General features: G+C 64.2%; 25 protein-coding genes and 1 riboswitch. Of the genes, 14 read left to right on the top strand and 11 right to left on the bottom strand.

Translation table 11 applies throughout. The annotated features are described in order from the left end of the window. Positions 1 to 168: 168 nt before the first annotated feature. Genes AC50X5_RS16030 through AC50X5_RS16000 form a run of 7 tightly spaced genes read left to right on the top strand, consistent with a single transcriptional unit; the run spans position 169 to position 7,001 of the window. On the top strand, positions 169 to 3,216 hold the full coding sequence (locus AC50X5_RS16030) for a Na+/H+ antiporter subunit A (protein ID WP_494977074.1): 3,048 nt from the start codon (positions 169 to 171) through the stop codon (positions 3,214 to 3,216). Further along, positions 3,213 to 3,752 carry a Na(+)/H(+) antiporter subunit C gene (locus AC50X5_RS16025; RefSeq protein WP_494977073.1) on the top strand — a complete coding sequence of 180 codons (540 nt, stop codon included), beginning with the start codon at positions 3,213 to 3,215 and terminating at the stop codon, positions 3,750 to 3,752. Before AC50X5_RS16030 ends, AC50X5_RS16025 begins: the two co-directional genes overlap by 4 nt. Beyond that, positions 3,749 to 5,350, top strand: a complete 1,602-nt coding sequence (locus tag AC50X5_RS16020) for a Na+/H+ antiporter subunit D (protein WP_494977072.1) — start codon at positions 3,749 to 3,751, stop codon at positions 5,348 to 5,350. The genes AC50X5_RS16025 and AC50X5_RS16020 overlap by 4 nt, the downstream gene beginning before the upstream one ends. Next, on the top strand, positions 5,347 to 5,892 hold the full coding sequence (locus AC50X5_RS16015; protein ID WP_494977071.1) for a Na+/H+ antiporter subunit E: 546 nt from the start codon (positions 5,347 to 5,349) through the stop codon (positions 5,890 to 5,892). The genes AC50X5_RS16020 and AC50X5_RS16015 overlap by 4 nt, the downstream gene beginning before the upstream one ends. Further along, positions 5,889 to 6,167, top strand: a complete 279-nt coding sequence (locus tag AC50X5_RS16010; RefSeq protein WP_494977070.1) for an MrpF/PhaF family protein — start codon at positions 5,889 to 5,891, stop codon at positions 6,165 to 6,167. The genes AC50X5_RS16015 and AC50X5_RS16010 overlap by 4 nt, the downstream gene beginning before the upstream one ends. Next, positions 6,157 to 6,618: a monovalent cation/H(+) antiporter subunit G gene (gene mnhG / locus AC50X5_RS16005; protein ID WP_494977069.1), complete on the top strand. Its 462-nt coding sequence runs from the start codon at positions 6,157 to 6,159 to the stop codon at positions 6,616 to 6,618. Before AC50X5_RS16010 ends, mnhG begins: the two co-directional genes overlap by 11 nt. A gap of 44 nt (positions 6,619 to 6,662) precedes the next feature. Next, positions 6,663 to 7,001 (top strand): YnfA family protein, encoded by a 339-nt coding sequence (locus AC50X5_RS16000; protein ID WP_494977068.1) that lies wholly within the window; start codon positions 6,663 to 6,665, stop codon positions 6,999 to 7,001. Between the two features lies 1 nt (position 7,002). Here AC50X5_RS16000 and AC50X5_RS15995 read toward each other — a convergent pair whose 3' ends face one another. The 5 genes from AC50X5_RS15995 to AC50X5_RS15975 form a co-directional block, all read right to left on the bottom strand. Further along, positions 7,003 to 7,392 carry a CBS domain-containing protein gene (locus tag AC50X5_RS15995; RefSeq protein ID WP_463935455.1) on the bottom strand — a complete coding sequence of 130 codons (390 nt, stop codon included), beginning with the start codon at positions 7,390 to 7,392 and terminating at the stop codon, positions 7,003 to 7,005. 42 nt (positions 7,393 to 7,434) lie between these two features. Continuing rightward, on the bottom strand, positions 7,435 to 7,785 hold the full coding sequence (locus AC50X5_RS15990) for a P-II family nitrogen regulator (RefSeq protein WP_494977067.1): 351 nt from the start codon (positions 7,783 to 7,785) through the stop codon (positions 7,435 to 7,437). Next, entirely contained in the window at positions 7,782 to 9,266 is a 1,485-nt protein-coding gene (locus AC50X5_RS15985) for a DUF1538 domain-containing protein (RefSeq protein WP_494977066.1), read from the bottom strand. Before AC50X5_RS15985 ends, AC50X5_RS15990 begins: the two co-directional genes overlap by 4 nt. A 100-nt stretch (positions 9,267 to 9,366) precedes the next feature. Continuing rightward, the gene (locus tag AC50X5_RS15980) at positions 9,367 to 9,630 is read right to left on the bottom strand and encodes a DUF4235 domain-containing protein (RefSeq protein WP_463935451.1); all 264 of its coding nucleotides are present in this window, start codon (positions 9,628 to 9,630) and stop codon (positions 9,367 to 9,369) included. Between the two features lie 60 nt (positions 9,631 to 9,690). Beyond that, positions 9,691 to 11,889 (bottom strand): hypothetical protein, encoded by a 2,199-nt coding sequence (locus tag AC50X5_RS15975; protein WP_494977065.1) that lies wholly within the window; start codon positions 11,887 to 11,889, stop codon positions 9,691 to 9,693. A gap of 196 nt (positions 11,890 to 12,085) precedes the next feature. On the opposite strand from AC50X5_RS15975, the gene AC50X5_RS15970 reads away from it, so the two are divergent. Together AC50X5_RS15970 and AC50X5_RS15965 are read left to right on the top strand one after the other, a co-directional pair. Further along, complete coding sequence (locus AC50X5_RS15970) at positions 12,086 to 13,384, top strand: ABC transporter substrate-binding protein (RefSeq protein WP_494977064.1); 1,299 nt, start codon at positions 12,086 to 12,088, stop codon at positions 13,382 to 13,384. A 46-nt stretch (positions 13,385 to 13,430) separates the two neighbouring features. Further along, on the top strand, positions 13,431 to 13,616 hold the full coding sequence (locus AC50X5_RS15965) for a hypothetical protein (protein WP_494977063.1): 186 nt from the start codon (positions 13,431 to 13,433) through the stop codon (positions 13,614 to 13,616). On the opposite strand, the gene AC50X5_RS15960 is transcribed toward AC50X5_RS15965, so the two are convergent. The 6 genes from AC50X5_RS15960 to AC50X5_RS15935 form a co-directional block, all read right to left on the bottom strand. Then, complete coding sequence (locus tag AC50X5_RS15960; protein ID WP_494977062.1) at positions 13,613 to 14,341, bottom strand: NUDIX hydrolase; 729 nt, start codon at positions 14,339 to 14,341, stop codon at positions 13,613 to 13,615. The genes AC50X5_RS15965 and AC50X5_RS15960 overlap by 4 nt on opposite strands. 145 nt (positions 14,342 to 14,486) lie before the next feature. After that, entirely contained in the window at positions 14,487 to 15,824 is a 1,338-nt protein-coding gene (locus tag AC50X5_RS15955; RefSeq protein ID WP_494977061.1) for an NtaA/DmoA family FMN-dependent monooxygenase, read from the bottom strand. Between the two features lie 105 nt (positions 15,825 to 15,929). Continuing rightward, positions 15,930 to 17,153, bottom strand: coding sequence for an MFS transporter (locus AC50X5_RS15950; protein ID WP_494977060.1), 1,224 nt, complete (start codon positions 17,151 to 17,153; stop codon positions 15,930 to 15,932). An 85-nt stretch (positions 17,154 to 17,238) separates the two neighbouring features. Continuing rightward, positions 17,239 to 17,982: an NADPH-dependent F420 reductase gene (locus AC50X5_RS15945; RefSeq protein WP_494977059.1), complete on the bottom strand. Its 744-nt coding sequence runs from the start codon at positions 17,980 to 17,982 to the stop codon at positions 17,239 to 17,241. Positions 17,983 to 18,104: 122 nt separating this feature from the next. Next, positions 18,105 to 18,506, bottom strand: coding sequence for a MerR family transcriptional regulator (locus AC50X5_RS15940; RefSeq protein ID WP_494977058.1), 402 nt, complete (start codon positions 18,504 to 18,506; stop codon positions 18,105 to 18,107). Between the two features lie 204 nt (positions 18,507 to 18,710). Continuing rightward, positions 18,711 to 20,231, bottom strand: coding sequence for a DHA2 family efflux MFS transporter permease subunit (locus tag AC50X5_RS15935; protein ID WP_494977057.1), 1,521 nt, complete (start codon positions 20,229 to 20,231; stop codon positions 18,711 to 18,713). A 285-nt stretch (positions 20,232 to 20,516) separates the two neighbouring features. Here AC50X5_RS15935 and AC50X5_RS15930 point away from each other — a divergent pair, with 285 nt between their 5' ends. The 5 genes from AC50X5_RS15930 (at position 20,517) to AC50X5_RS15910 (ending at position 26,110) form a co-directional block, all read left to right on the top strand. Beyond that, positions 20,517 to 21,239 (top strand): aspartate/glutamate racemase family protein, encoded by a 723-nt coding sequence (locus AC50X5_RS15930; protein WP_494977056.1) that lies wholly within the window; start codon positions 20,517 to 20,519, stop codon positions 21,237 to 21,239. 74 nt (positions 21,240 to 21,313) lie between these two features. After that, a riboswitch (TPP riboswitch) is annotated at positions 21,314 to 21,449 on the top strand. 64 nt (positions 21,450 to 21,513) lie between these two features. After that, positions 21,514 to 22,164 carry an ECF transporter S component gene (locus AC50X5_RS15925; protein WP_494977055.1) on the top strand — a complete coding sequence of 217 codons (651 nt, stop codon included), beginning with the start codon at positions 21,514 to 21,516 and terminating at the stop codon, positions 22,162 to 22,164. Further along, positions 22,164 to 23,705, top strand: coding sequence for an ABC transporter ATP-binding protein (locus AC50X5_RS15920; RefSeq protein ID WP_494977054.1), 1,542 nt, complete (start codon positions 22,164 to 22,166; stop codon positions 23,703 to 23,705). The genes AC50X5_RS15925 and AC50X5_RS15920 overlap by 1 nt, the downstream gene beginning before the upstream one ends. Next, positions 23,702 to 24,505: an energy-coupling factor transporter transmembrane component T family protein gene (locus AC50X5_RS15915; RefSeq protein ID WP_494977053.1), complete on the top strand. Its 804-nt coding sequence runs from the start codon at positions 23,702 to 23,704 to the stop codon at positions 24,503 to 24,505. Before AC50X5_RS15920 ends, AC50X5_RS15915 begins: the two co-directional genes overlap by 4 nt. 114 nt (positions 24,506 to 24,619) lie before the next feature. Further along, the gene (locus AC50X5_RS15910) at positions 24,620 to 26,110 is read left to right on the top strand and encodes a flotillin family protein (RefSeq protein ID WP_494977052.1); all 1,491 of its coding nucleotides are present in this window, start codon (positions 24,620 to 24,622) and stop codon (positions 26,108 to 26,110) included. Positions 26,111 to 26,219: the final 109 nt, after the last annotated feature.

The raw sequence follows: 26,219 nt of genomic DNA, 5'->3' as shown, positions 1-26,219 counted from the left end.
CCGCGCGGGCGGCATGGGGTGTGCAGCGCCACCGGATCACACCCACGGTAAGCAACGCCGTGGCCAAACTGTCAGTGGCTGATTGGTAAACTGTCCGGACTGACATCTACGAATGAACCGCCTGCCCTGACTTTTGATAATCGAATCCCTGACGTTGCGGAGATACCAGTGATCACAGTCCTTGCCCTGCACTTTGTGGTGGCTGCTGTGGCTCCGGTCCTGTTCAGGAAGTTCGGCCGAAGTGCGTTCTACGCCCTGGCGGTGGTCCCCGCCGGATCGTTCATCTGGCTCCTTTTCCAGTACCCCGCGGTGTACTCCGGGGAAGGGCGGGGCCAGATAGCGGAGGTCATCCCGTGGATACCGGGGCTGCAGCTGGAGCTCGCCTTCCGGATGGACGCCTTGGCGTGGGTGATGTCCCTGCTGGTGCTCGGGGTCGGTGCCCTGGTGCTGGTTTATTGCGCCAGGTACTTCCACAAGCATGATCCCGATCTTGGCGGCTTTGGCGCGCAGCTGCTGGCCTTCGCCGGCGCCATGTTTGGTTTGGTCACAGCGGACGATCTTCTCCTGATGTTCATCTTCTGGGAGCTCACCACAGTCCTGTCCTATCTGCTGATCGGCTACTCGCGGACCAGGCTGTCCGCCAGGCGTTCCGCGCTGCAGGCCCTGATCGTCACCACTGCAGGTGGCCTGGCCATGCTGGTGGGCCTGATCATGCTCGGCTCCAGCGCCGGGTCCTACCGGATTTCCGACATCCTGGATCAAGCTCCCACGCTGACAGCCGGTCCCGCCGCCGGAACTGTTGCTGCCGCCGTCGTGCTCATTTTGGTGGGGGCGATCACCAAGTCCGCGCTGGTCCCGTTCCATTTCTGGCTGCCCGGAGCCATGGCCGCCCCCACACCGGTGAGCGCCTACCTGCATGCAGCCGCCATGGTGAAGGCCGGCATCTACATCGTGGCGCGGCTGGCCCCCGGGTTCGCGGAGTCCGCCTTCTGGCTGCCGGTAGTGCTGGGACTGGGACTGGCCACCATGCTGGTGGGCGGATACAGGGCCCTCCGGCAGACGGACATCAAGCTGATTTTGGCCTATGGGACCGTCAGCCAGCTGGGTTTCCTCACCATGGTGGTGGGGCTCGGGACACCGGATGCGGCGCTCGCCGGACTGGCCATGCTGCTGGCCCACGGACTCTTCAAAGCCACACTGTTTCTGGTGGTGGGCATCATCGACCACCAGGCCGGCACCCGCGATATTGCCAAGCTGTCCGGAGTGTTCAGTTCCGCCCGTGCACTGGCGATTGTGGCGGGAGTCGGCGCGGCCTCCATGGCCGGCGTGCCGCTGATGGCCGGTTTTGTGGCCAAGGAGTCGGTACTGGAAGCCTTCCTGCACCATTTCGAGGCGGGCTCCGGGAGCCCGTGGCCCGTGGTGGTCTTGGCCGGAGTGGTCCTGGGCTCTGTGCTCACGTTTGCGTACAGTGCGCGGTTCATGTGGGGTGCTTTCGCTGCCAAACCTGGTGTGCCCCGCACGCCGTTCAAGCCCATCGCGCCGTCATTCCTTGCCGCGCCTGCCGTGCTGTCCCTCCTCACCATTGTGTTCGGCCTGTGGCCGCTGCCCGTTGACGGCTGGATCCAGCCCTACGCGGCACTGTTCGCGGAGGCCCGGGACGGGTCCGACGCCGGCGCTGCCGTTGCCGAGGCCGGCCACCTGGCGCTGTGGCATGGGCTGACGCCGGCGCTGGGCCTGACGGTCCTCACCTTCGTGCTGGGCGGTGCCATGTACGTGGGCAGGAACCGGATTTCCCGGGCGCAGGAGCGGGTGCCCGGCTGGGTGGACGGGGACCGGGCCTACCAGCTCACCATCGGAGCGCTGGACGACGTCGCGGTCTGGGTCACCGGGCGCACCCAGCGTGGTTCGCTCTACTTCTATCTGGCCGTAATCCTGAGCATGGCCGTGGCCCTGCCGCTGTCCGCCATGCTCGTGGCCCGCAAGCCGCTGCCGGGTGGGCTGTATTTCATCGATCCCAATTCTCCGCTGCAGCCGGTGGTGGCGGCCGGCATCGTGATCGGTGCCGTGGCCGCAGTGCGCGCCAACAAGCGCTTCCTGGCCGTGCTGATGGTTTCCGTAACCGGCTATGGGATCGCCCTGCTGTTTGCGCTCCAGGGCGCGCCGGACCTCGCATTGACTCAGATGCTGGTGGAAACCATCATCCTGGTGGCGTTTGTGCTTGGTATGCGCAGCCTGCCCGCGGAGCTGCGGGACCGGACCGGCGGAAAGTACCGGCTGGTCCGCGTCATCATAGGGGTGGCCTTCGGTGTCACCATGGTTTTTGTTGCCATCTACGCCATGGGTGCCCGGGTGGCCGCGCCGGTATCGCTCCGATTCCCGGAACTGGCATACGAGGGCGGCGGGGGACTCAACACGGTCAACGTCACCCTGGTGGACATCCGGGTATGGGACACCTTCGGCGAGATTGCCGTGCTGGCTCTGGCGGCTACCGGAGTTGCCAGCCTGATCTTCATCCGCGGCCGCGGGGACCGGATCCGTCCGGCAAGTACCGTGGCCGGCTGGAAGGACCGCGCAAAATCCGCTGATCCAAGCTCCCGGGAGGGCGCCGCATTGGGCCTCTCCCGCAAGTTTGCCGCGTCGGCCCGGGATGCCTGGATAGTCGCCGGGCACACGCTGGCCCCGGAGCGGAGGTCCATCATTTTCGAAGTGGTCACCCGGTTGATGTTCCACTCCATCATTGTTTTCTCCCTCTACCTGCTCTTTGCCGGGCACAACCTCCCCGGCGGCGGCTTTGCCGGTGGATTGATGGCAGGGCTGGCACTGACTATCCGCTATCTGGCAGGCGGCCGTTTCGAGCTCCGGGAGGCGACCCCGATCAGCGCCGGGAAGCTTCTAGGTGCCGGACTGGCAACAGCGGCAGCGGCCGGCGTCGTACCCCTTTTCTTGGGTGCTGCAGTGTTCCAGAGCGCTATCCTGCAGTTCTGGCTCCCGGTTTTCGGGGACATCAAATTTGTTACTTCCACCCTCTTCGACATCGGCGTATACACCGTGGTGGTGGGGCTGGTGCTGGACGTGCTGCGCAGCCTCGGCGCCGAGATTGACGAGAACGTGGAGGCCAACTCCGTCCAGGATGGGCCGACCATGCTGGACGAGGACGACTACCCCGACGGAGAACTCACCGTTCACGCCGAGTCCCGCACGGGAGGCGCCCCATGAGCATCAACCTCACGCTGCTCTGCGTCATGGGAGCCCTGTACGCCTGCGGAATCTACCTGCTGCTGGAACGCAGCCTCACCCGCGTCCTGCTGGGTCTGATGATGCTGGCCAATGCCACCAACCTGCTGATCCTGGCCGCGGGTGGCTATGCGGGACTCGCTCCGCTCTACACCAAGGGCACGGACCCGGGGGACTACAACGATCCGCTGCCGCAGGCCCTGATCCTCACTTCGATCGTGATCTCCTTTGCAGTGACCGCCTTTATGCTCGGCATCATCTACCGCACCTGGGTACTGGGCCGCCGGGATGAAATCCAGGTGGACCTGGAAGACCGCCGGGTGGCTCGCACGCCGAGCTTTGACGCCGAGGACGATGCCGAGATCCCCCTGGAAACATCCGAATTTCCGCTGCTCCCCAGGGACGAGGGCGGCACCATCAAGGCAGGCGGCCGCCGGATGGCCGTCAGCGATGCCGTCCTCGAAGAGAAGCCAGGGTCCAAAAATGTCACTCCCCGCCAGGATGGAGGGCTGAAGTGAACCTTGCCAGCCTGGCGCCGCTCGCCGTCATCCTTCCCATTCTGGGTGCTGCCGTAACCTTCGTCCTCTACCGGCATTCCCATGCACAGCGCGCGGTGAGCATCGGACTGCTGTCGTTGACCCTGCTGCTGGAGTGCCTGCTGCTGGCTTCCACCTGGAGCGGGGGAACGTATGCCGTGAACATCGGCGGCTGGCTGCCACCGTGGGGGATTGTCCTGGTGGTGGACCAGTTCTCGTCCCTGATGCTGGTGGTTTCCTCTGCTGTCAGCCTTGCCGTGCTGGTTTACGCCACCGGACAGGACATGGCCGACGGCGACGAAGACTCGCCGGTGTCAATCTTCCACCCCACCTACCTGATCCTGGTGGCCGGCGTTTCCAACGCCTTCCTGTCCGGGGACCTGTTCAACCTTTATGTGGGCTTCGAGATCCTGCTGACGGCAAGCTACGTGCTGATGACTCTCGGCGGAACCGGCCCGCGGATCCGGGCAGGCGTGACATACGTGGTGGTATCCGTGGTGTCCTCCGTGCTGTTCCTGATCTCCATCGCCATGATCTACGGTGCCACCGGCACAGTGAACATGGCGGACCTGGCCATTAAGCTGGCCGATCTGGATCAGGGAACCAAGACCCTGCTGCACATCATGCTGCTGGTGGCCTTCGGCATCAAGGCCGCTGTATTTCCGCTGTCCTTCTGGTTGCCCGACTCTTACCCCACGGCCCCCGCTCCGGTCACTGCTGTGTTTGCCGGCCTGCTCACCAAGGTGGGCGTGTATGCCATGGTCCGGACCGAAACACTGCTCTTTCCGGGGGACTCGCTGAATACGCCGCTGATGGTGGCGGCGCTGCTGACCATGGTGGTGGGAATCCTGGGTGCGCTGGCCCAAAGCGACATTAAGCGGCTTTTGTCCTTCACCTTGGTCAGCCATATCGGCTACATGGTTTTCGGGCTGGCGATGTCTTCAGTAGCCGGCCTGGGGGCGGCCGTGTTTTACGTGGCGCACCACATCACCATCCAGACCAGCCTGTTCCTGGTGACGGGCCTGATTGAACGCCGCGGCGGCAGTTCCTCCATGGACAGGGTTGCCGGGCTGGCCAAACTGTCCCCGGTGTTGGCCCTGCTCTTCTTCATCCCGGCCATGAACCTCGCCGGAATCCCGCCGTTCTCCGGATTCCTGGGCAAGGTGGGCCTGATGCAGGCCGGAATTGAACTGGGCACCCCGCTGGCCTACGCCCTGGTGATCGGCGGCGTCGTTACCAGCCTGCTGACGCTGCTGGCCGTTGCCAGGGTGTGGAACCGGGCCTTCTGGCGCAGCCCGGAGGACGCCGAGTACCCGGACCCGGTGCTGCTCGCGGCTCCCGACGCCGACGGTTCTGCCGGCAGCGGCACCAGCAGCAACGTGACCGTCCTGCCCAGGACCATGGTGGGTTCAACGCTAGGCCTGGTGTTGGTGGGCGTCTCCCTGACCGTGTTTGCCGGCCCGCTGTTCACGGTCTCGGACCAGGCGGCAGCGGAGATGCTTGACCGCTCCGCTTACATCCACGCCGTCCTGGGCGGCGACGCCCCGGTTCCGGCGCTCCAGACGGGAGGCCGGCCATGAGCCGCAGGCGGATATCCCTGCGCCAGGAGTTGCCGCTCCTGGTGTGGCTGGTGGTGGTCTGGTGCGCGCTGTGGCAGGACTTCAGTCCCGGCAACCTCCTGTTCGGTGCCATGATCGCCGCTGCAGTGGCCCGGATGTTCTACCTTCCTCCCGTTGAGCTCAGCGGCAGGTTCAACATCCTGCAGGCCATCCCGTTTGCCGGGGTGTTCCTGGCCAGAGTGGTGGCCGCGAGTTTCCAGGTGATGTATTTTGCCGTGGTCCTCGGACCCAGGATGACCAGGGCGGTCGTCGCTGTTCCGCTGCGCAGCCATCAGGACCTGCTGGTGACGGCCACGGGACATATCCTTTCGCTGATTCCCGGCTCGCTGGTGGTGGAGGTGGACCGATCTTCGTCCACGCTGTACCTGCATGCCTTGAACGTCGCGGACGCCGATGGCGTGGCCCGCATCCGGCAGGAAGTCCGGAATATCGAAGCCGGACTGATCCGGATCATGGGCACCAAGGAAGAACTCGAAGCTTTACGACAGGAGGCCGCCAGATGATGCAGGTTGTCTTGACCGTCACGGCGGTCATCCTGTCCCTCGCGGCGGCCGGTGCCATTCTCCGGATCTCGCGCGGGCCGTCGCTGCTTGACCGGGTGTTGGCGGCGGACGTGCTGCTAGCCATAGTGGGCGCGGCCCTGTGCATCGACATGGCCGTCAACCGGCACCTGAACAACCTGATCCTGCTGGTAGCCATTTCACTCATCGGGTTCGTGGGGTCCGTGACCGTAGCCAGGTTTGTGGCCGACAGGCGGGAAGAGCCCCTTGAATCCTGAACTTTCAACACTGGACGTGGTGATCGACGCGGTCTCCGCCGTGTTTATGGTCGTGGGCGCGCTGATGTCACTGGCCGCAGCGATCGGCCTGCTGCGGTTCCCGGACTTGCTGACCCGTATGCACGCTGCCACTAAACCGCAGGTCCTGGGCCTGTTCCTGCTGTTGACTTCCATCGGGTTGCAGATGCGTACCCTCTGGGTGTGGCCCGTGCTGCTGGTGGCCTGGTTGTTCCAGCTGCTCACCGTGCCGGTCTCCGCCCACATGGTGGGCCGGGCGGGTTACCGGACCAAGCACCTGCACCGCGAAATGCTGACCACGGACGAGCTGGAAGCCGTGGTCCAGTCCGCGACGAGGACCGGCCGCGAGGACACCGCTGCCGCGCCCCAGACGGAGCTTAAGGCCGGAGAAGCGGACGTTGAATCGGAAGCGGAGCGGTTAGGGGACAGGTAGGTTCCACCACGCGTCGTGCCCGATGACGCTGACAAGATAGGGACATGTTGATCGCCAAGTCAGTAGCGTTATTCATCCTGGCCGCCGCCGCGGAAATTGGAGGGGCCTGGCTGGTGTGGCAGGCCGTGCGGGAGGACAAGGCCTGGTGGTGGGCCGGCGTGGGCGTCATCGCGCTGGGGATCTACGGCTTTGCCGCCACCCTTCAACCCGATCCGCATTTTGGCCGCATCCTTGCAGCGTACGGCGGCGTGTTCGTCGCCGGCTCCCTTGCGTGGGGCATGATCTTTGATGGCTTCCGCCCGGATCGCTGGGACCTCATAGGGTCAGCCATCTGCCTGATAGGCGTGGCAGTGATCATGTTCGCGCCCCGCAGCCAGGGCTGAATCAGGCAAGTTCCTCCATGCGCCTGGCCAGGATGTCGTTCATCGCGAGCAGGCCCACGAGTTGGTTTCCTTCCACCACCACAAGCCGGCTGAGGCGGTAGCGGCTCATCAGCGCAGCCGCCTGGCGCACGGACAATTGCTCGTTGACCGTGATTGCCGGAATGGTGGCGGCGTCATAGACATTCAAGAGGTCCACATCCCCCTCCTGCGCCACCACGGTGTCCAGCAGTTCCCGGTAGCTCAGCAGCCCGTAAGCGTCATGAGCGTGCTGCCGGTCCACCACCAGGCTCTTCACCTGGCGGTCCTTCATCATGGACAGCGCCTCACGCAGCGTGCTGTAGGGGGAAATGGTGACCACCTCGGGGACCATGACATCTTTTACTGTGAGCATCCTTTTCCTCCTTGTGCGTGCCGCGTTTCGTGTTGGAGCGGATCAGGCGTCATCACGACGCAGGTGCTCCTCAAACCTGACCACCTGCCGCATATCGATCCCCGTCAAATGCTCGATCGGTACCGCGAAGGCCAAACCGCGGGATTCGGTTCCGCGGACCAGGATCTGGTGCAGTTCCTTCAGGATCGGGGCGCTGAGATGTGTCCCCACAACCATCAGCAGCACGGACTGCGTTCCCTCGAAGGTGAGGCCAAAGAAGGTCTTCTTGGCCTCCCCGCCGATTCCCTTGCCAGCCAGGATCGTCACCCCTGTGGCGCCCGCCCGCTGGGCGTGCTCGATGACTTTGTCTTCCAGGTCATCAGGGGCAATCACGATTATCGCGGTGAATTTCATGCCGGTTCCCTCCTCAGCCGGGGAAATCTCTCCATCACCATGGCATACACCATGACTGATATGACAGGAAAGATCGACGCGAAAGCGATCAGGCCGAACCCGTCGATCAGCACGTCCCTTCCCTCCACCGCTGCTGCCAGGCCGATGCCAAGAGCCGTCACCAGCGGCACGGTGACTTCCGACGTCGTTACGCCCCCAAGGTCGAACGCGAGCGCGATGATGTACTTCGGCGCGAAGAACACCAGCACGGTGGCTACCGCGTAAGCGGCCATGATGAAGTAGTGGAACGGCCCGCCCACCAGAATGCGGAACACGCCGAAGGCAATGCCCACCGCCACGCCGGTGGCGACGATCACGCGGATGGCGAATCCGTTGATTCGGCCGGGTGACGCCTCCTGGGCCTGCTCACCGATGGCTACCAGGGCCGGTTCAGCCATGGTGGTGGCAAAACCGATCAGCAGCCCGAACAGCACAATCAAGGCAGGGGTACCCTGTGCGATGAGTTGCTCAGCCATCACGGTCCCAATGGGGAAAAGGCCGAGCTTCAATCCCACCACGAAGGCGTAGAGCCCGACCAGGACCATGACGAACCCGACCACGACGCGCAGGGGGTGGGCCAGCCGCTGCCGCAGGGCCACGTACTGGAAGAACAGGACCACCCCCACGATGGGGAGGACTTCCCGGACCATCCCGGCCAGACCCAGGAACATGCCAATAACCCAGTCGGCGGGATCTTCCCCCGGCCCGCTGACCGGCACGGCGGCGCCAGGGTCATCGAAGGCATACACCCAGGTCCCGTAGAGCTGGACTCCGATCATCGGGACCATCACGCACAGCGCCACCAGGCCAAAGCCGTCCGCCAGGACACTGCGTCCCCGGATGGAGTTCGCCAAGCCCAGGCCGATCGCCGCTACCAGGGGCACGCTGACGATATTGGTGGTGACGCCACCGGAGTCGTAGGCCAGGCCGATGATCTCCGGCGGAGCCACGTAGCTCAGCCCCAGCACAATGAGATAACCGGCGATCAGGATTTTGTGCACGGCCCACCCCCGCAGGACCCGCAGGATGCCCAGGATAAGGACCAGGCCCACCGAGACGGCGATGACAAGGCGCAGCCCCAGTCCGTTGATCCGGCCCCCACTGACCAGTTCGGCCTGCTCCGCGACGGCGATCACGGCAGGTTCAGCAACGGAAGCTGCGAAACCGATGGCAAAGCCGAAGGGCAACAGGAGTCCCAAAGCGCCCCGGCGGACGAACTGGTTGCCGAGGTTCTTGCCTACCGGAAAAATGCTGAGATCCAGCCCATGCAGGAACAGCGCAATACCCACGGCCACAACCAAGAGCCCCGCCAGGATGCTCAGGGGGTCAGCGGGCAGGCTGCGGAACACCAGCAGCTGGAACAAGGCAACAACGACGACGATGGGCAGCAGGTTCCGGAGCGCTTTGAGGAATTCATCGCTGAATCTGCTGAGGTGCTCCATCGGGTCCTCTCCCGGGAATGATCCTTTGAGTACCTGGGGCCTTTAGTTTGCCCGTCCTGTCAGCAGGTGTCTACGGGGTGGAGCGCAGTTGGAGTTGGAGCTAGACGATGTCCTGGCTCTTGGCGAAGCGCGCGATGGCCCGTTGCGTTCCCCTGTTGGCCAGCACCTGGATGACGGTGCTTACCACGGCGGAGATCAGGGCGAAGGTGAGGGCGGACCGAAGAGTGGTGGGGGTGTCGTCGTCAGCACCTGTGGGCGGCTTGTTTCCCGTGATCTTTTCCCAAATCTTGTTAACGGCTTTGGTGCCTGCAAATCCGGCGCCGAGGCTGACTCCGGTGCCGATCAATTTCATGAGAACGTTCATAACGTGGGCTCCTTGCTGGGGGAACAATGACTTCCCTTAGCCTAGCGTCAGGGCACAGGCCTATGGTGCCTTGACCAGCCCTTCTGCCCTGACAGTCCAGTCTTCCGGAAAACCCGGCGCCTGCCGTTCGGGGCCGTCGTCCCAGCCGGCTCCCATCAGGGCAACAGCGGCCAGTAGCCCGCCGTTGCCGGGCAGGTACAGCGGCAGCGAGTCTGTCTGCCTGTTATGCCCGTTGGCCAGGAAGGTGTTTTTTCCGGCGGGCAGCAGCAGGGCGTCGACGGCGGTGTCCGGCTCGCCCAGTCGGGCGGCCGTCATGGCCATCACCGGGTAATCCCAGCCCCAGGTACTGTCCCAATCCCAGTCGGCCAGCACCCCCTTCAGTGTGGCGCGCATGGTCTCCGGGTCGATGATGTCTGTCTGCGGCAGGAAGCCCAGGGCGCACAGCAGGGAGGGGTGGTCGGTCCGGATGGTGAAGGGTTCGACGTCGATCGCCCTGTAGCTGCCGTCCTGTACCCGGGGGGTCACCATGCCGTCCGCGACCTCACGCCAGAGGAGCGGGACTTCCAGTCCCAGGCGCTCGCGCCATTGAGCAGCGACCCGCAACGCCCACTGCCAGTAAGCCAGCTCGAACGTGGGATTTGTGACCGAGGACCGGCTGGCCTCGTAGCTTTCCTGTGCCGGGATCAGCGGCGGGCCAAGTTCAAAGCCGCGGGCTGTCCGGTGCGCAAAACTTGCCATGAACTCGGCGGATCCGGACACCACCTCGGCGAATTCCTCGAGAATCTCCTGCGACGGTGTCGCCCGGTACACGAGCTCAGCCAGGTAGATGGGGTGCGGTTGCTGCCAGATCAGGAAGGTGCCGATAGGGCTGGGGCTCTCCCGCCCATCCGGCCCCACCTGCTTGGGCCAGCGGACGCCGTCGAACCCTTGGTTCCGGGCAGTGGCACGGGACGTTTCCAGTACGGTGCGGTACCAGCGCAGTGACGGCAGCAGCAGCTCCGGCCGGTTCCACAGCGCGAAATGGGCTCCATGCCACCAATGCATCTCAAGATGGAAGCGGCCGCGCCACGAGTTGCACACCAGCCCGGTCTCTTGCGGCGGGAGCGAGCCGGCGCAGTTGATGGCGGTGAGGTACTGCGACAGGACCACCCTGCGTTCCAGTTCTGTGGCGCGCGGATCGCCATGCCCATCAAGTTCGACGGCGGCACCACCGGACCAGAATTCCGGCCAGTAGGTGCCGGAAGCGGCGGCGACACCGCTGCCAGGGCTGTGGTGCCCGCTTGCCGGAGCGTCGTGGCTGGTGGACCGGTTCGATCCGCGGGGTACGCAGTCGCCGCTGCCGGAGGGAAGGAACCCGAGTGAGATATCGAGGGACTCCGGTGTTGATTCGGCACTGCTGATCCGGACGCGGTGGCTGCCTGTCTGCTCTGCCCGGGCCTCGCCGTCGATAGTCAGCTGATAGCGGGCATTGTCCAGTTCCCGTTCCACGAGCCATCCCGCCGCTCCGCCGTCCTCAGCGCTGCTGAGAGTGGTGGTGTGGGCGCCGGGGCGGCTCCAGTCGGTGGCGTTGTGCCAGGCCTCCGAGCCGTAGGGGAAAGCCACAGATATCACCAGGCCGTGGCTGAGGGCGGGGGACTGGACCTGCAGGCCAATGTAATCCCGGTCCGGATGGCAGGCTGTCCTCACGGTCACCTGCTGTCCGGCGAGGAGGAAACTGCTGGTCACCACGCCGGTCCAAAGATCCAGGGTCTGGACCGGCTGTTCGATGTCTGCCGGCCGAAGCGGTTGTTCGAAGCCGTCCCGGACTAACGCAAAACCGATCCGGCCCAGATCCAGACGGTGGGGATTGGCCCGCAGCCAGGTCTCCGCCCGTGAAATGCCGTCCTCCTGGCCGTCCACGATCCGGCCTACCATGTCCACGTACGGGACCGGTCCGTGCGGGGAGTCGTAGGTGACAGCGGAGCCGGAGAGCTCGTAGGTGTCACCGGGCGGGGTGGTGTGCCAGCCCCACTGCGCCTGGGTCCCCAGAAGCGTACCGGTCGGCGGCTCGCCGCGGTCTTGTACGGGGTAGGCATCCGGGAAGGACTGGAGTCCGGTGAGGTCAACGGTGAACGCAAACTCGCCGTTCCCCACTGAGACGGGGCTGCGCGGATCAAGAGTGCGCTGTTCAACGTAATGCCGGCGGATGAGGGCTTGGCGGTCAATGCCGGCCGGCGCGGCGGGGGCTGCCGGATTCTCGTTGCTGGCTTGGCTCTGCACGCGTTGCGTCCTCCTGGGTGCTGTCAGCGGTGACGGCGTCGAAGCGGGAAACCGATTTCTGACCGATCCTAGTCTTGAGCGCCGCGCTTCGCCTGTCAATCTCCAGGCCCGGCTTGGCCAATTTCAGGCAAGCATTGCCGTTCCTGAAAGGTGCTGATACTTTCCAAGAAAACGGTTCCCTGGAAAGTGTTGGTCAATGGTGCGAAACATCTTCAAGAAAACGGGTAAGGCTTTTGCCGTGACAGCGATAGTGGGCCTGATGGGGCTTACGGCAGCATGTTCCGGCAGTACGGATCAGGCGCGGGACGGAAAGGTCGAAATCAGGTTCTCGTGGTGGGGGAACGAAACCCGGGCGAAGCTGACGAATGAGGCGATCGCCGCGTTCGAAGCGGAAAACCCGGATATCAAGGTCAAAGCCGAGTACTCGGACATCAGCGGATACTTCGACAAGTTGGCTACCCAGGTGGCAGCCAATGATGCTCCTGATGTCATCACTTTAGGCGGAGCCTATCCTGCCGAATACGCCAACCGTGGTGCCCTGTTGGACCTCGCGGAGGTGAAGGACTCCCTTGACCTTGGCAGCCTCGATGAGGGGACGGTGCGGAACGGTCAGGTCGACGGCGTCCAGTACGGCGTCTCCACTGGAGCCAATGCCTTGGCTATCGTGGTCAACCCGGCGGTCTTCCAGGCGGCAGGGGTGGAGATACCCGACGACGAGACGTGGACTTGGGATGAGTTCGCAGCAGTGGCGGCCAAGGTCACCGCGAACAGCCCTCAGGGAACCTACGGCACCGCCACGGTCCTGACGCACGATTCTCTGGACGCTTTTGCCCGGCAACAGGGCGAGGCCCTGTACACCGCGGACGGGAAACTGGGCATCGAGCAGGACACCGTGGCCGACTTCCTGGAATATTCGCTCAAGCTCAGCGACGCCGGTGGCGCTCCAGGGGCATCGGAAATTGTGGAGAAGCTGAACGTCAGTACCGAGCAGACGTTGATGGGCACCGGGCAGGCCGCCATGATGCTGAACTGGAGCAGCTCCATTACCGCTTTGGGAAAAGCCAGCGGTGCCGATCTGCAGTTGCTCAAGCTTCCCGGCGAAAATCCCACGCCCGGAATCTGGCTGCAGTCCTCGCAGTTCTACACCATCTCGTCCCGCACCAAGCAGGCTGACGCGGCCGCCAAACTGGTGAACTTCCTGGTCAACAATGAGAAAGCGGCCAAGAGCATCCAGAACGATCGTGGCGTGCCCAGCAATTCGGAGATGCGGGCCGCCATTGCGGAGGGCCTCACCCCGCAGGGGAAGGTGGAATCCGCGTATATCGACGAGATCGGGGAAGTGGAGATCGCGCCCTCGTTCATCGGTCCCACAGGATCTACTGCGGTAGCTGAGATCACGGCCCGGGTCAGCACCGAAGTCCTGTTCAAACGGCTCTCGCCTGAAGAGGGCGCCGCGCAGTGGATGCAGGAGAGCAAAGCGGCTATCGGACAATAATCCGGCAGCACCCGGGGCTCATGCCGGCTGCTGGTAGGGTCTGCCCATGGATGAAAATCTGGGGAAGTTCATCGACGATTTTGCCGAGCTGGTGCGCCTGGCCCAGTCCGGCCAGCATCGGGTTCAGACGGGAACACAACTGCTCGAAACCCTGACGAAGCAATCACCGGAGCCTGCTGGGCAGCGGTCCGGAACCGCGATCAGGATCCGCGCCGGCGTGGCCGCCGGCTAAGTAAGGCGTGTTCCCCGGAGCCCGCGTACCGGAACGATGTCCCGCACTGCAGCCACGGCCGCAGCCGCACTGCTAAAGGTCAGGAGCTCTTCAAGCAGGAACTTGGTGGGCACCATCAGCCGCAACTTCCCGGCCGCTTCCGCCTCCAGGATGTCAGCCACCGCCATCCACTGCGAGGTGCTGGCCTCGGTGGTCTGGTGCCGGGGCTCCTGGCCGGGGCGGACGGCGGCCAGGAAAAAGTAGGTGTCGAAGCGCTTGGGCTGGTCTTCGGGGGTCACCCAGTTGGCCCACGGCACCAGCGCACCGGTGTCCAGCAGCAGCCCGGTTTCCTCGAAGACCTCACGCCGGGCGGCGGCCAGCAGCCGGGACGCTGCTTCTTCCCTGCTGACGGGGACCGCCGTTGATCCATCCGAACCCGGCTCACCTGTGCGGTGCCAGGCCTTTGCATGAAGCTGTACGACGCCGGCAGGGAAGTCCCAGCCGGACCCATCCACGGCGTCCACCCGGCCACCGGGAAAAACCACCATGCCGGCGGCGAAGTCCATGGTGGAGACGCGGTGCTGGATGAAGACCTCGAGTCCCTGTCCGGAATTCACGGAACCATCGGAACCGTCGGACCCGGTCGAATCGGCCGGGTCGCGGACCAGGATTACGCTGGCGGCAAGCCGCGCTTCAGCCGGCTCGGACGTGGCGGATCCATCGCTGCTCTTGTCCGCGTCACTCATGCGCCACTCTTCCTGTAACCACCGTCGACGACCGTTTGGCAGGCCCCTGCCCAATATAACCGGCTTCCCGGCACTGCGCGGGCGCTCCTTAGTTCATCCGTTTCAGTTTGGCAGCCGCGCAGACCCAACGGCCAGGAGTTGTTCGTTATAGGTCGTTGCCGGTGATGCGTGGGTCTATGCCGTACTGGGCCGGGACTCCGAGGTGGTCGCGCAGGGTGGTGCCCTCGTAGTCGGTGGGGTAGATGCCCCGCTCCTGCAGCAGGGGAATGACCTCGTCGACAAAGCCATCGACGCCGTCTTCGTAGACGTCCGGGGATATCCAGAAGCCGTCGGCGGCGCCTGCCTCGAACCATTCCTGCAGGTGATCGGCATGGACTTTCCCCGGCCCTACGGTGGTTGGGTGGTAGTCGATGACGCCGTGGGCGAGGATGTCGCGGACGGACCATCCCTGGCGGGCGACTTCAAGGACGTTCCCGGACCGTGGATCCATGGGCGAAGGGTAGGCGGCGGCGATCTGATCCGGGGTGAGCGGCTGGTCGATCATTGCTGGGTCCAGGCTCAAACCGAGCATGCCGCCTAGGTGCGGTACGCGTGCCTCGATGATGTCTCCTCCGATTGCGATCCGGCGGTCGAGCCCGTCGCGTACGGTCGGCGCGACGGTAGTCATGAGACCGGCGATGTACTTGATCTCGTCGGGATCCCGGCCGGCCTCCGCCGCGGCGTTACGCACCATCTCGCGTTGTGCTCGTGCTTCCTCGATGGTCCAGACCTCCGCGATGAAGGCGCTTGAGTAGCGTCCGGCGAGTGAAAGCAGATGAGGGCTGGGGCCTCCCGAGGAGAAGATTACCGGCTGCCCTTGTTCTGACGGCGGGATGGCCAGCGGTCCCCGGGAGGCCACGTACTTGCCCTGCAGATTGATGGGCTGGAGCTTGCCGGGGTCGATGAAGCGGTTCGCCGCCTGATCCTTGATCCATGCGTCCTGCTTCCAGCTGCCCCAGAGGGCCTGGACGATCTGGATCGATTCATGAGCGCGCTGGTAGCGTTCGCTACGCTCGGCCACGGGCTTCCCGTAGTTGGCAGCGACCGCCGGGTCGCTCGTAGTCACGGCATTCCATCCTGCGCGGCCGTGGCTCATCACGTCGAGCGCCTTGAACTGGCGGGCCTGGTTGAACGGCTCCTGGAAAGTCGTCGAGCCGGTGGCGACGAATCCGATCCTCCGGGTCTCCCGCGCGATCGCCGCCAGGGTGAGCATTGGATCCATGACGTTGCTGATCGTGGACTGCTCGAGGTCCCCGCGCACGGCAGGAAAGTCGGGCGTGAAGAGGAACGCGAACTTGCCGCGCTCGGCTGCTTGGGCGTAGCGGACGCTGGCGTCGAAGTCGGCATAGGTGTTCGGGTCAACATGTGGGGCCCGCCATGCTCCGTGCAGGTTGCCGTAGCCGTCGGTGATGGTCATGCCGAGGAACATCTTTTTTTGTGTCACGTGGGTTCTCCAGTCAAGGGAAGGTGTCAGTGTGGGAGCCATACCACTTGGTCGGGAAGCTGTAGCGGCCGCGCTGGCTACGACCCCCAGCAACGGCACGCCCGGTTAAGCCAGCTTCGGGGGTTTGATTGCCCCCAGGATTACGGCGCCGAGTACGGAGGCGAGGCCGCCGAGGATCATGGCTGTCTGTACGCCGGCACCGTCGACGAGGAGCCCGCCAAGGAATGCGCCGAGGGCGATCGCGACCTGGAACACACCTGTTTGCAGTCCTCCGATGCTTTCCAGGCGGCTCGGTTCGGCTCGTGCGAGCCACGTTGAGATGACCGTAGGCAAGGCGCCGAAGCCGGCTCCCCAGAGTGCGGCGGCGACGAAGAGCAAAATGGGACTGCTGCCCATGCAGACAAAGGCGATCATCGCGAGGCCCAGGACGAGCGGGAAGATCAGTGCCGCGGTGCGCAGGGTGCGGTCGGCCAGAGGTCCGGCGACCAGGTTGCCGCCCACAATGCCGAGGCCGTACACCAGGAGCAGGACTGCGAGCTGCTCGGGATCGAGGCCGCCGACCTCGGTCGCTGCGGGACGGATGTAGGTGAAGCCGGCGAAATGACCGGCGCCCATCAGGGCCATGGTGAACAGGCACAGCAGCACCATGCGGGAGCGCAGTGTCTGGATCAGGGGCCGGAATCCGCTCGAGGGGCCGGTCAGCATTGACGGCAGGGCGAAGAATTGGATGACCATGGCTATGATGCCGACACCCGCGGCCAGCGCGAACACAGCACGCCAACCCCAGATCTCACCGAGCAGCGTGCCGAGCGGGACGGCGGCGACGGTAGCCAGGGTCACGCCCACGTTCACGATCGTCAAACCCAAGCCGAGTTTCGATGCCGGGACCAGGCGCGCTGTGATGGAGATTGCCAGCGCCCAGAACCCGCCGATCGCGATACCGAGCAGGACGCGGGCGGCCAAAAGGATCGGGTAGGTCGGCGCAATCGCCACCAGCACGTCCGAGACGACGGCCAGCGCCGAAAGGATGATCATCAGGTGGCGGCGGTTCATGCGTGAAAGCACGACAGGGATGGTGATGCCGGAGATGGCCGCGACAATGGCCGTGATGGCGACGGACTGACCGGCCACCCCCTCTGTCACCCCCAGATCCGCGGCAACCCGGGAAAGAAGGCTCGCCGGCAGGAATTCGGCCATCACGAGGGCGAATACCCCCACGCTCAGCGAGGCCACTCCCGCCCATGATGGTTTCGGCGTCGGGCCTGCACTGTCGGACCGTGATCCGTTAGCGCCGGTCTCTTGTGTTGCTGTTGCTTCGTGAGAAGTCATCCGTTAGTCATCCTGGCTTGCGTGCGAGTACGTATATGAAAGGTGCGCGGGGGCGTGTGGTGGTGGAAGCTGAGGGGCGGCAACGTCAGCTGTAGCAGGCCCGGTTGATTGCGACGAGGAACTTGCCGTCCGGCATTCCACCGGCGGCGATGTACCCGCCGATGGCGTCCATGGCCAGATCCCGGCGGTGGGGGACGCGTTCCTTCTCGGCGGCTGCCAGGAAGGCAGGCATCTCCTCGTGCGTACGATCCGTGCAGTAGACGGGCGCCCCGGGCTGTTGGCGCCAGGACTCAGCGAGGACTCCAGCATCGACGGCGTCGAAACCGGTTTGATCGACGAGGGACATCGCGAGGTTCCGGTGGTCGTCATGATCCGATGCAACAGGAATTGCCACCCGGCCTGCAGCGCCAGCCCCGGTGGCCTTCGCGTCGAACGACTGGGACGTGATGGCGTTCCAGGCCTTGGTGACGGGGCGACCGAACAACTCTGATAACCAGATGCTCTCGGGTTGCCCCTCAACGAAGGCGGGGACGATGCCGTCGCGGGCCGGGTAGTAGTTGGACGTGTCAATGATCACCGCGGCCTCGGGGGCGCGCCGGACGTGAGCGGCGATGTCCTCGTTGCGGTTCATCGGAACCGAGACGATGAGGACGTCGACGTCGTTGGCCGCTTCGGCGGCTGTGACGGCTCGCGCGCCGGTGCTCAAGGCTGCAGCAGCGATCGTCTCCGGGCCGCGTGAGTTCGCGATCCTAACGTCATGTCCGTGGCGGCTGAGCCGCCGAGCGATGGTCGAGCCGATGGAGCCCGCCCCGATGATTCCGATTTTCATGCTTCTCCTCTGGCGATCCTTGTCCCTTCATTCTCAACCTTGCCATTAGTGTGAAGGTCAAATCCTGAGGAGAAAGACGGCCCGATAGCAGGCGTCAACAGAGAGGCAAATCGGGAGCCCTGCTACGACAGGTGTCGGTCGGTAACGAGGCCGCTCGGGGTGCCGGACGCGGCCTCCAGGGCGTGGATGTAGCGAGTGATGGCCTCCCGGTTCTGGGAGAGGATGTCGATCTTTTGAGTCATCCTCTCCCGCTCGCGCAGCAGGATCTCCAGGAGTTCCGGGTCTGCGTCGTTGACGACGACTGTCTGCGGCTGGTTCAGGCAGGGCAGGATGTTTCCGATGATCCTGGTCGGGATGCCTGCATCGATGAGTCCACGGATTTTGCCAACCCGGTCCACGAGATATTCGTCATACTCCCGGTAACCGTTGTCGAGGCGGCGTGGCGTCACCAGGCCCTGCTCCTCGTAATACCGCAGCATCCGGGCGGGTACGCCGGATTTCTGTTCAAGTTCTCCTATACGCACGATGCATCCTCTAGGGGTTGTGACGGAAGCCTGATCCAACCTTCACACTAGCGGAAGGGTTGACGCGGGGGTAGCTATCCGGCGAGGCCCGGACAGGCTGCGCAGGGTTACTCTGTTCGCTCCACAGTTGGGGTCAATTCGGGGTATCCCACGACTGGTTATTCCGGCGGGTGACGCTCGGCACCGCGACCGATAGCCGGCAGTTTAGGTGCTGCTGCTCATCGGGTCATCGTCCGCCTTGCGCTTGTGTCGCGGAAGGAATGCCGCGGTCACGAGGGCGACGACTGCGAGAACAGCGCCGACTGTGAATGCAGCGCGTGCACCATTTGCGATGGAGGTAGTGTCGGTGCCGTCGGCGTTCGAGCTGAGAACCGCGATGAGTACTGCCAGTCCGGCCGCCCCGCCGAGCTGCTGGATGGTGTTGAGCGCGGCGCTGCCGTGCGGAGCGAGAGCACTGGGAAGGGATCCCAGCGACATGGTGAAGAGAGCGACCCAGGCGAATGCTTGTCCGGCGCAGACGAACACGTAAGTGGCAAGGACCACCCACATCGAGGTGTTCTCGGTAAAGGTCGTCATGAACCACCAACCGGCGACGACGACGATGGCTCCCGGGATCGCAAGCCCGCGAGCTCCGATGCGATCGTAGTAGCGGCCGACAAGGAGGGACACGACCCCGATGGTCGCGCCGCCGGGCACCATGAGCAGCCCGGTCTCCAACGAACCGACTCCGAGCGATTCCTGCAGGACGAGAGGGAGCAGGGTGGCGAGACTGAAGGCGCCCATCACCAGGAAGAGGAAGACGATGCCGGGTCGTGCGAACCCGGCATGCAGGAAGATCCGCATGTCCAGAACGGCCGCGTCACGGCGCTGCAATCGGAGCTGCCGCAACACGAATGCTGCGATACCCAGCAGGCCCAGCGGGATCGCGATCCAGAAAGCACTAGAGAAGTGACCGCCGCGGGATTCGCCAGCACTCGCCAGGCCGTACACCAACGCGCCGAATCCGATCGCGGAGAGCACCAGCGACAGCGCGTCGAATCCGATGCGTCGCGGCGTCGTGAGGTTTGGCATCTTGATGGCCCCGATGAGGAGGCCTAATAGCGACAGCGGCAAAATGATGATGAACAACCACCGCCAGGTCAGCTGAGACATCACGAGGCCGGAGAAGGCCGGACCGAGGGCGGGTGCGACGGCAGACACCGCAGTGACTAACGCCATCATCTGTCCACGACGAGACGGTGCAACGAGACCGATCGACGTCGTCATCAGCAGCGGAACCAACACCGCCGTACCGAGGGCTTGCACAACTCGGCCTGTGAGCAGCAGTGCGAAGCCGGGTGCGACGGCCGCGATGAAGGTGCCGAGGGTGAACAATCCGACGCTGACAATGAAAATTGTCCGCAGCTGGAACCGCTGCATGATGTAACCGGTGGTCGGGATGATCACCGCGAGGGTGAGGGCGTAGCCGGTGGTGAGCCACTGCCCGGTCGTAGCCGTGATGTTGAGGTCGTCCATGATTTGCGGCAGCGCCACCCCGACCACCATCTCGGACAGGAACGCCACGAACGCCGAGAAGACCAGGACGGAGATTGTCAGAACCTCGCCCGGAGACAATCGCTTCCTCGGCGCCGGGCTGGTCGCGATCGGGCCGATGACCGCTCCTTCGGGAACGGTGACAGTGCCGAGGGGCCCTGTTGCAGGGGCGAGGCGCGTGTCACTACTCATAAGTTGTTGACTCCTGGGTGCTCGTTTGATTTATAAGCTCGGGGCCGGAATCCACAGGATCACCGCCCGGACAGAGCACCGCGCCATCGGAGAGCCTGCCGGTATTCAGTCTCCACCTTCACACTAGTGTGAAGGTCAAATCGGCTACGCGCTAACCTCTTGGTTTAAGGGGTCGACGCTCGTAGACGGACATTGCTTTACAAATGTGAGGAGTTCCCAGAAGGATCATTAGCGAAGTTGTTCATTATCTGCGCCTGCGCCATTGCGTCACGATCCTGTCTATTCATGAGGCGTCCTTCAGTAGAAGTGGGAGGGAATATGCGAACCATAGGAATGCTTGGTGGTATGAGTTGGGAATCCACCGCTGAGTACTATCGATTGGCGAATGAACTAGTACGGAGTCGTCTCGGCGGCGTCCACTCGGCCAGCATTCTCCTGGACTCCATGGACTTCGCGGATATGGAGCGGCTCCAGTCAGGCGGGGAGTGGAAGGAGGCCGGCAATATGCTGGCCATGAAAGCTTCCTCGTTGGAAGCGGCAGGCGCTGACATCCTCGTACTCTGTACGAACACAATGCATATCGTCGTTGACGCCGTCGAAGAAGCGGTAGCCATCCCCGTGCTGCACATCGTCGACACCACGTCCAACCAGATAAAGCAGCATGGTCTGAACCGCGTCGGACTGCTAGGCACCATGTTCACCATGGAACAGAATTTCTACCGAGACCGGCTCAACGCCAATGGCCTCGACGTCATCGTTCCGGAGCAGCGCGACCGAGCGACTGTGCACCGGATTATTTACGATGAACTTGTCCGCGGCGTTGTGAGGGAAGAGTCCCGCGCCGAGTACCGCGCGATCATGGAGCGCCTCGTCGCCGCTGGGGCAGAAGGAATCATTCTGGGATGCACTGAAATCGAGTTGCTCGTGACGGCGGAGGACAGCCCTGTCCCGGTGTTCCCCACGACGCGGATTCATGTGGAGGCCGCAGTTGATCTCGCGCTCAGCTAGCCGGGAGAAGTCTTTCGTCTCCGCCGCTCACAAGGAACGCCGGGTGTAAACTGAACCAGCCCATAAGGGTGGATTTATCACGACAGGGGAGCGCCGCCGTCGTACTCCGCAGTAATGCGAAGTCGGGTGGGCGCTGAGAGTGCGGGCTGCCGCAGACCCTCGAACCTGATCCGGTTAGTACCGGCGCAAGGGAGTCGAGTTCTCAGAGTTACCGGACAAGGGGCTTTTTGCCCGCCGGAAACTCTCCCCTCCTGTACCTCAGGAGGAAGAAGAAATGACAACTGTAAGCACGAAGAAGACCGGCAAGAGCTGGCGCGTAGTGGACATTGTGGTGGCTGCGCTGATCGCGGTGACCGGCGGCGTGATCTTCTGGGCATGGTCCCAGGGCGCCGGTGTGGTGTCCGCGCCCATGAACGCCGTCTACCCGCCGCTGACCGGCCTGATCGCAGGCGGCTGGATGATTCCGGCGGTGCTGGGAATGCTGATCATCCGCAAACCAGGCGCGGCAATTTTCTGTGAAACCGTCGCTGCCACGGGGGAACTGATCATGGGCTCGCAGTACGGCGTGACCGTGCTGATTTCCGGCCTCCTGCAGGGCCTGGGCGCCGAGCTGGTGTTCCTGTTCCTGGTCTACGGACGCATGAGCACAGGCAGCTTCCTGCACCAGAAATACAACCTGACCGCCGCGCTGCTGGCCGGCGCGGCTGCCGGACTCTTCTGCGGCTTGAATGACTCCTTCATGCCCTGGGGCTGGAACATCCTCTACCCGGGCGCCGACAAGCTGGCCTACATCATCTTCTGCGCCATCTCCGGTGCGATTATTGCCGGTGCCCTCTCCTGGGTAGCCACGCGCGGCTTGGCCAAAACCGGTGTGTTGAGTTCCTTCGCGTCCCGCCGGGCCGCAACGGAGCCCGTCTTCAACTGATGCCAACAGCCGACGACGGCGTCCGCCCTGCCGCCATCACCGCCCAGGGATGGGGATGGCGGCACGCCGGACGGACCACGCCGGCCGTGGCCGGCCTGGACCTGGACGTCCGCCCCGGCGAACGGGTGCTGCTGCTGGGCCCGTCCGGGTCCGGTAAGTCCACGCTCCTCCATGCCCTCGCCGGGGTGCTCGGTGACGAGGAGGACGACGCCGACGAATCCGGAACACTGCTGATCGACGGCGCCCCGCCCCGGGAGCAGCGCGGCCGTGCCGGGCTCATGCAGCAGGACCCGGAAACCCAGGTAGTGCTCTCGCGCCTGGCGGACGACGTCGCGTTCGGCGCGGAGAACCTTGCGGTGCCCCGGGACGAGATCTGGCGGCGGGTCCACGAAGCCCTGGAGGACGTAGGCCTGCGCAACTCTGGTTCAGGCTCTGCCGGGGGCGGGCTGGAACTGGACCACCCGACGTCGGCATTGTCCGGCGGGCAAAAGCAGCGGCTTGCGCTCGCCGGCATCCTGGCCATGCGGCCGGGGCTGATCCTGCTGGATGAACCCACCGCCAACCTTGATCCGGCCGGTGTGCTGGAAGTCCGGGACGCCGTGGCCCGGTGCCTGGATAAAACCGGCGCCACGCTGGTGGTGGTGGAGCACCGGGTATCCGTCTGGAAAGACGTGGTGGACCGGATTGTGGTGCTGCAGCCTGGCCGCGGTGCGTCTTCCGCCGCTGGCGGAAGTCCCTCCGGGGTGCTGTTTGACGGCCCGCCGGACCAGGTCCTGGGGCAGGCGCGCGAACTGCTCGCGACGGCGGGGGTCTGGGTACCGGGCTACGTTCCGTTGACGCGCCCGCGGACAGCGCCGGCAGCTGCGGCCATGCTGCTGACAGCCGAAAACCTCGCCGTGTCCCGCGGAAGGGCCACCCGCCGGGGGCTGCGCAAAGTACCGCCGCCCGCCGTCCAGACAGGGGTACAGGCAACGGTCCGCGCCGGGCAGGCGCTCACCATCACCGGCCCCAACGGCTCGGGAAAATCAACGGTGGCGCTGACTCTTGGCGGCCTGTTGGAACCGGCCGGCGGGACTGTGTCGGCCGCCGTCGAGCTTTCCCGTGGTGCCGGAATCGATCCTTACCGCTGGAAGGCCAAGGAACTGATTGCCCGGATCGGCACTGTCTTCCAGGAGCCGGAGCACCAGTTTGTCACCAGCCGGGTGCTGGATGAACTGACCTTCGGCCCCCGGCACCTTGGCCATGGCGATGAACGCGTGGACGAACTCCTGGAGCGGCTGCGGCTTACGCATCTGGTGGACGCCAACCCTTACACGCTTTCCGGCGGTGAGAAACGGCGGCTGTCCGTGGCCACCGTTTTGGCCGCCCATCCGCAGGTGCTGATCCTGGATGAACCCACGTTCGGCCAGGACGCCAATACCTGGGCGGAGCTTGCGTCCCTGCTGTCCGAACTTCTCGACGCCGGCACGGCTGTGGTGTCCGTCACGCATGACGCCGAATTTAGCAGCGTCCTGGGCGGAACGGAGCTGAAGCTGTCATGAGGCAGGAACTCACGATCCGAAGCAGTGAACAGTCCGAAAAGGCGCTGCTGACCCGGAGCAATCCGCTGGCCAAGTTTGCCGCCGTCGTACTCATCTCGATGGTGCTGGCACTATCCGTTGACTGGGTGTCCGCCTCGGTGGCGCTGCTGGCGGAACTTGCGGTGCTGCCGTTGGCGGGGCTGACGCTTGGCCTGCTGTGGCGCCGCGGCTGGCCCTTGATTATTGCGGCTTTGGTGGGTGGCTGGAGCACCTCGATCATCGCGGCTGATGCCGGGAAGGTACTGCTCGACGTCGGAATCTGGTCTATCAGCGAAGGCTCGCTGGAGCTGGGGCTCGGGTTCCTGTTGCGCGGCCTGGCGATCGCGCTGCCGGCCGTCATCCTGATGAGCTGCACCGACCCAACAGACCTTGCCGACGCCCTCGCCCAGAAGGCCAGGCTCCCGCACCGCTTTGTGCTGGGCACCTTGGCGGCGATGCGGCTGGTGGGGCTGATGGCGGAGGAATGGCAGACCATCGGCATGGCCCGGCGTGCCCGGGGAGTGGGCTCCCACGGCAGTCCGTTCCAGCGGATCCGGGCTACCCTGGGGCAGAGCTTCGGCCTGCTGGTGCAGGCGCTGCGCCGCGCCACCCGGCTGGCCGTCACCATGGAAGCCCGCGGGTTCGGCACCTCGGAGCGGACCTGGGCACGGGAGTCCACCTACTCCCGCCTGGATCTCTGGGTGATCCTGGGCGGAACAGTGATCTCCGCTGCCGCGGTGAGTGCCGCCGTCGTGGCCGGGACCTGGAACTTTGTGTTCTGAGGAAGGGCGGCGAGCTGTATCCACAGGACAAGAAATGAACTTGCCTCCGGCAAGTAAGGTTTAGGGGAGCGCCGCCGTGAACGGGGCGACAAAACAACATTTCAGGGGGATCATTTGTTAGCTTTGTTGATCGGCGGCGGCGCGCTCGCCGTCCTGTTTATTGCGGGATTCATTTTCTACACATCGAGTATCCGGTTCGCCAAGCCCAATGAAGCCATGCTCATCACCGGCAAGAGCGATCCGAACACCACGGATGAAACGTCCGACGACCAGTCCAGGGTCATCATTAACAACAGGGCGTTCGTCAATCCCATCACGGAGCGCGTCAGCCACATTTCGCTGTCCTCGCGCCAGGTCGAAGTCACCATCGAAGCCATCTCCAACAACGGGATCCAGCTCAAGCTGACCGGCGTGGCCCAGGTGAAGGTGGGAGGCGACAAGATCTCTGTCCGTAAAGCAGCCCAGCGGTTCCTTGACCAGCAGGACGCCATTGACCACTACACACAGGAAACCCTCTCCGGTTCGCTGCGTTCCATTGTGGGCACCTTGAGCGTGGATGCGATCATCAAGGACCGAGCCCAGTTCGCTGCCTCCGTCAAGGAAGAAGCCGAGCACTCGATGACCAACCAGGGCCTGGTGATCGATACTTTCCAGATCAAGTCTGTTGACGACACCGGCGGCTACCTGAAGAACCTTGGCCGTCCCGAGGCTGCCCTGGTGGCCAGGAACGCCAGCATTGCTGAAGCCAACTCCCAGCGTGAGGCCGCAGAAGCCAAGGCACTGGCCGACCAGAAGACTGCAGAGGCCGAGCAGAAGCTGGCCCTCCGTCGCGCCGAACTGAAGCAGGAAACAGACGCGCGCCAGGCAGAGGCCGACGCCGCCGGGCCGCTTGCCCAGGCCGAGCAGCAGGAAGCGATTATCCTCAAGAACCAGCAGGTGGTGGCACGCCAGGCCGAGCTTCGCGAGAAGGAACTCGACATTGAGGTCCGTAAACCGGCCGATGCCGCCAAGTACAAGGTTGAGACCGAAGCCGCTGCTGACCTGGCACGCCGTACCCGCATTTCGGAAGCCACGAAGGTCGAAGCTGCCGCAGAACTCGAAACCCGTAAGCTCAGGGCCGCGGGCAACGAGGTTGAGGCGAAGGCCCTGGCCGCAGCCAACACGGCCAAGGGCAACGCCGAGACCGAGATCAACAAAATCCGTGGCCTTGCGGAGGCTGAGGTCACCAAGACGCAGGGCATAGCGGAAGCCGATGTTGTTGGCCTCCGCGGCAGGGCCGAGGCGGAAGCCATCGAAGCCCAGGCCAAGGCCTACAGCGAGTTCAATGAGGCAGCAATTCTGAACAAGCTCCTGGAGGTTCTGCCGTCCATCGCCAAGGAAATCGCCGCACCCATGAGCGCCATCAGCAATATGACGGTCATTTCCAACGACGGCGCCGCCCAGATGAGCAAGAATGTTTCCTCAGGTGTGCAGGAAACCGCCCAGCTGCTCAAGGACACCACCGGATTCGATGTGATCGAGATGCTCAAGGGCTTCGGCAAAACAACGCCCGGCGTTGTGGAACCGGCGGTTACCGGCAACGGAGTGGTTAAGGAAGCGCAGTAGCCGGACCTTCCTTCCCGCTTGCCAACGAAGAAGCGCGGCGGGGTGGAACAACACAACACGGCTTTCCCTCTTGTCGGGGGTAGAAAGGGAGAAGAAAAAGGAGGGCAAG

The sequence above is a fragment of the Pseudarthrobacter sp. MDT1-40-2 genome, assembly GCF_059383595.1.
The sequence above is the reverse complement of the archived record's forward strand: the minus strand, read 5'-3'. Positions and strand labels throughout refer to the sequence as shown.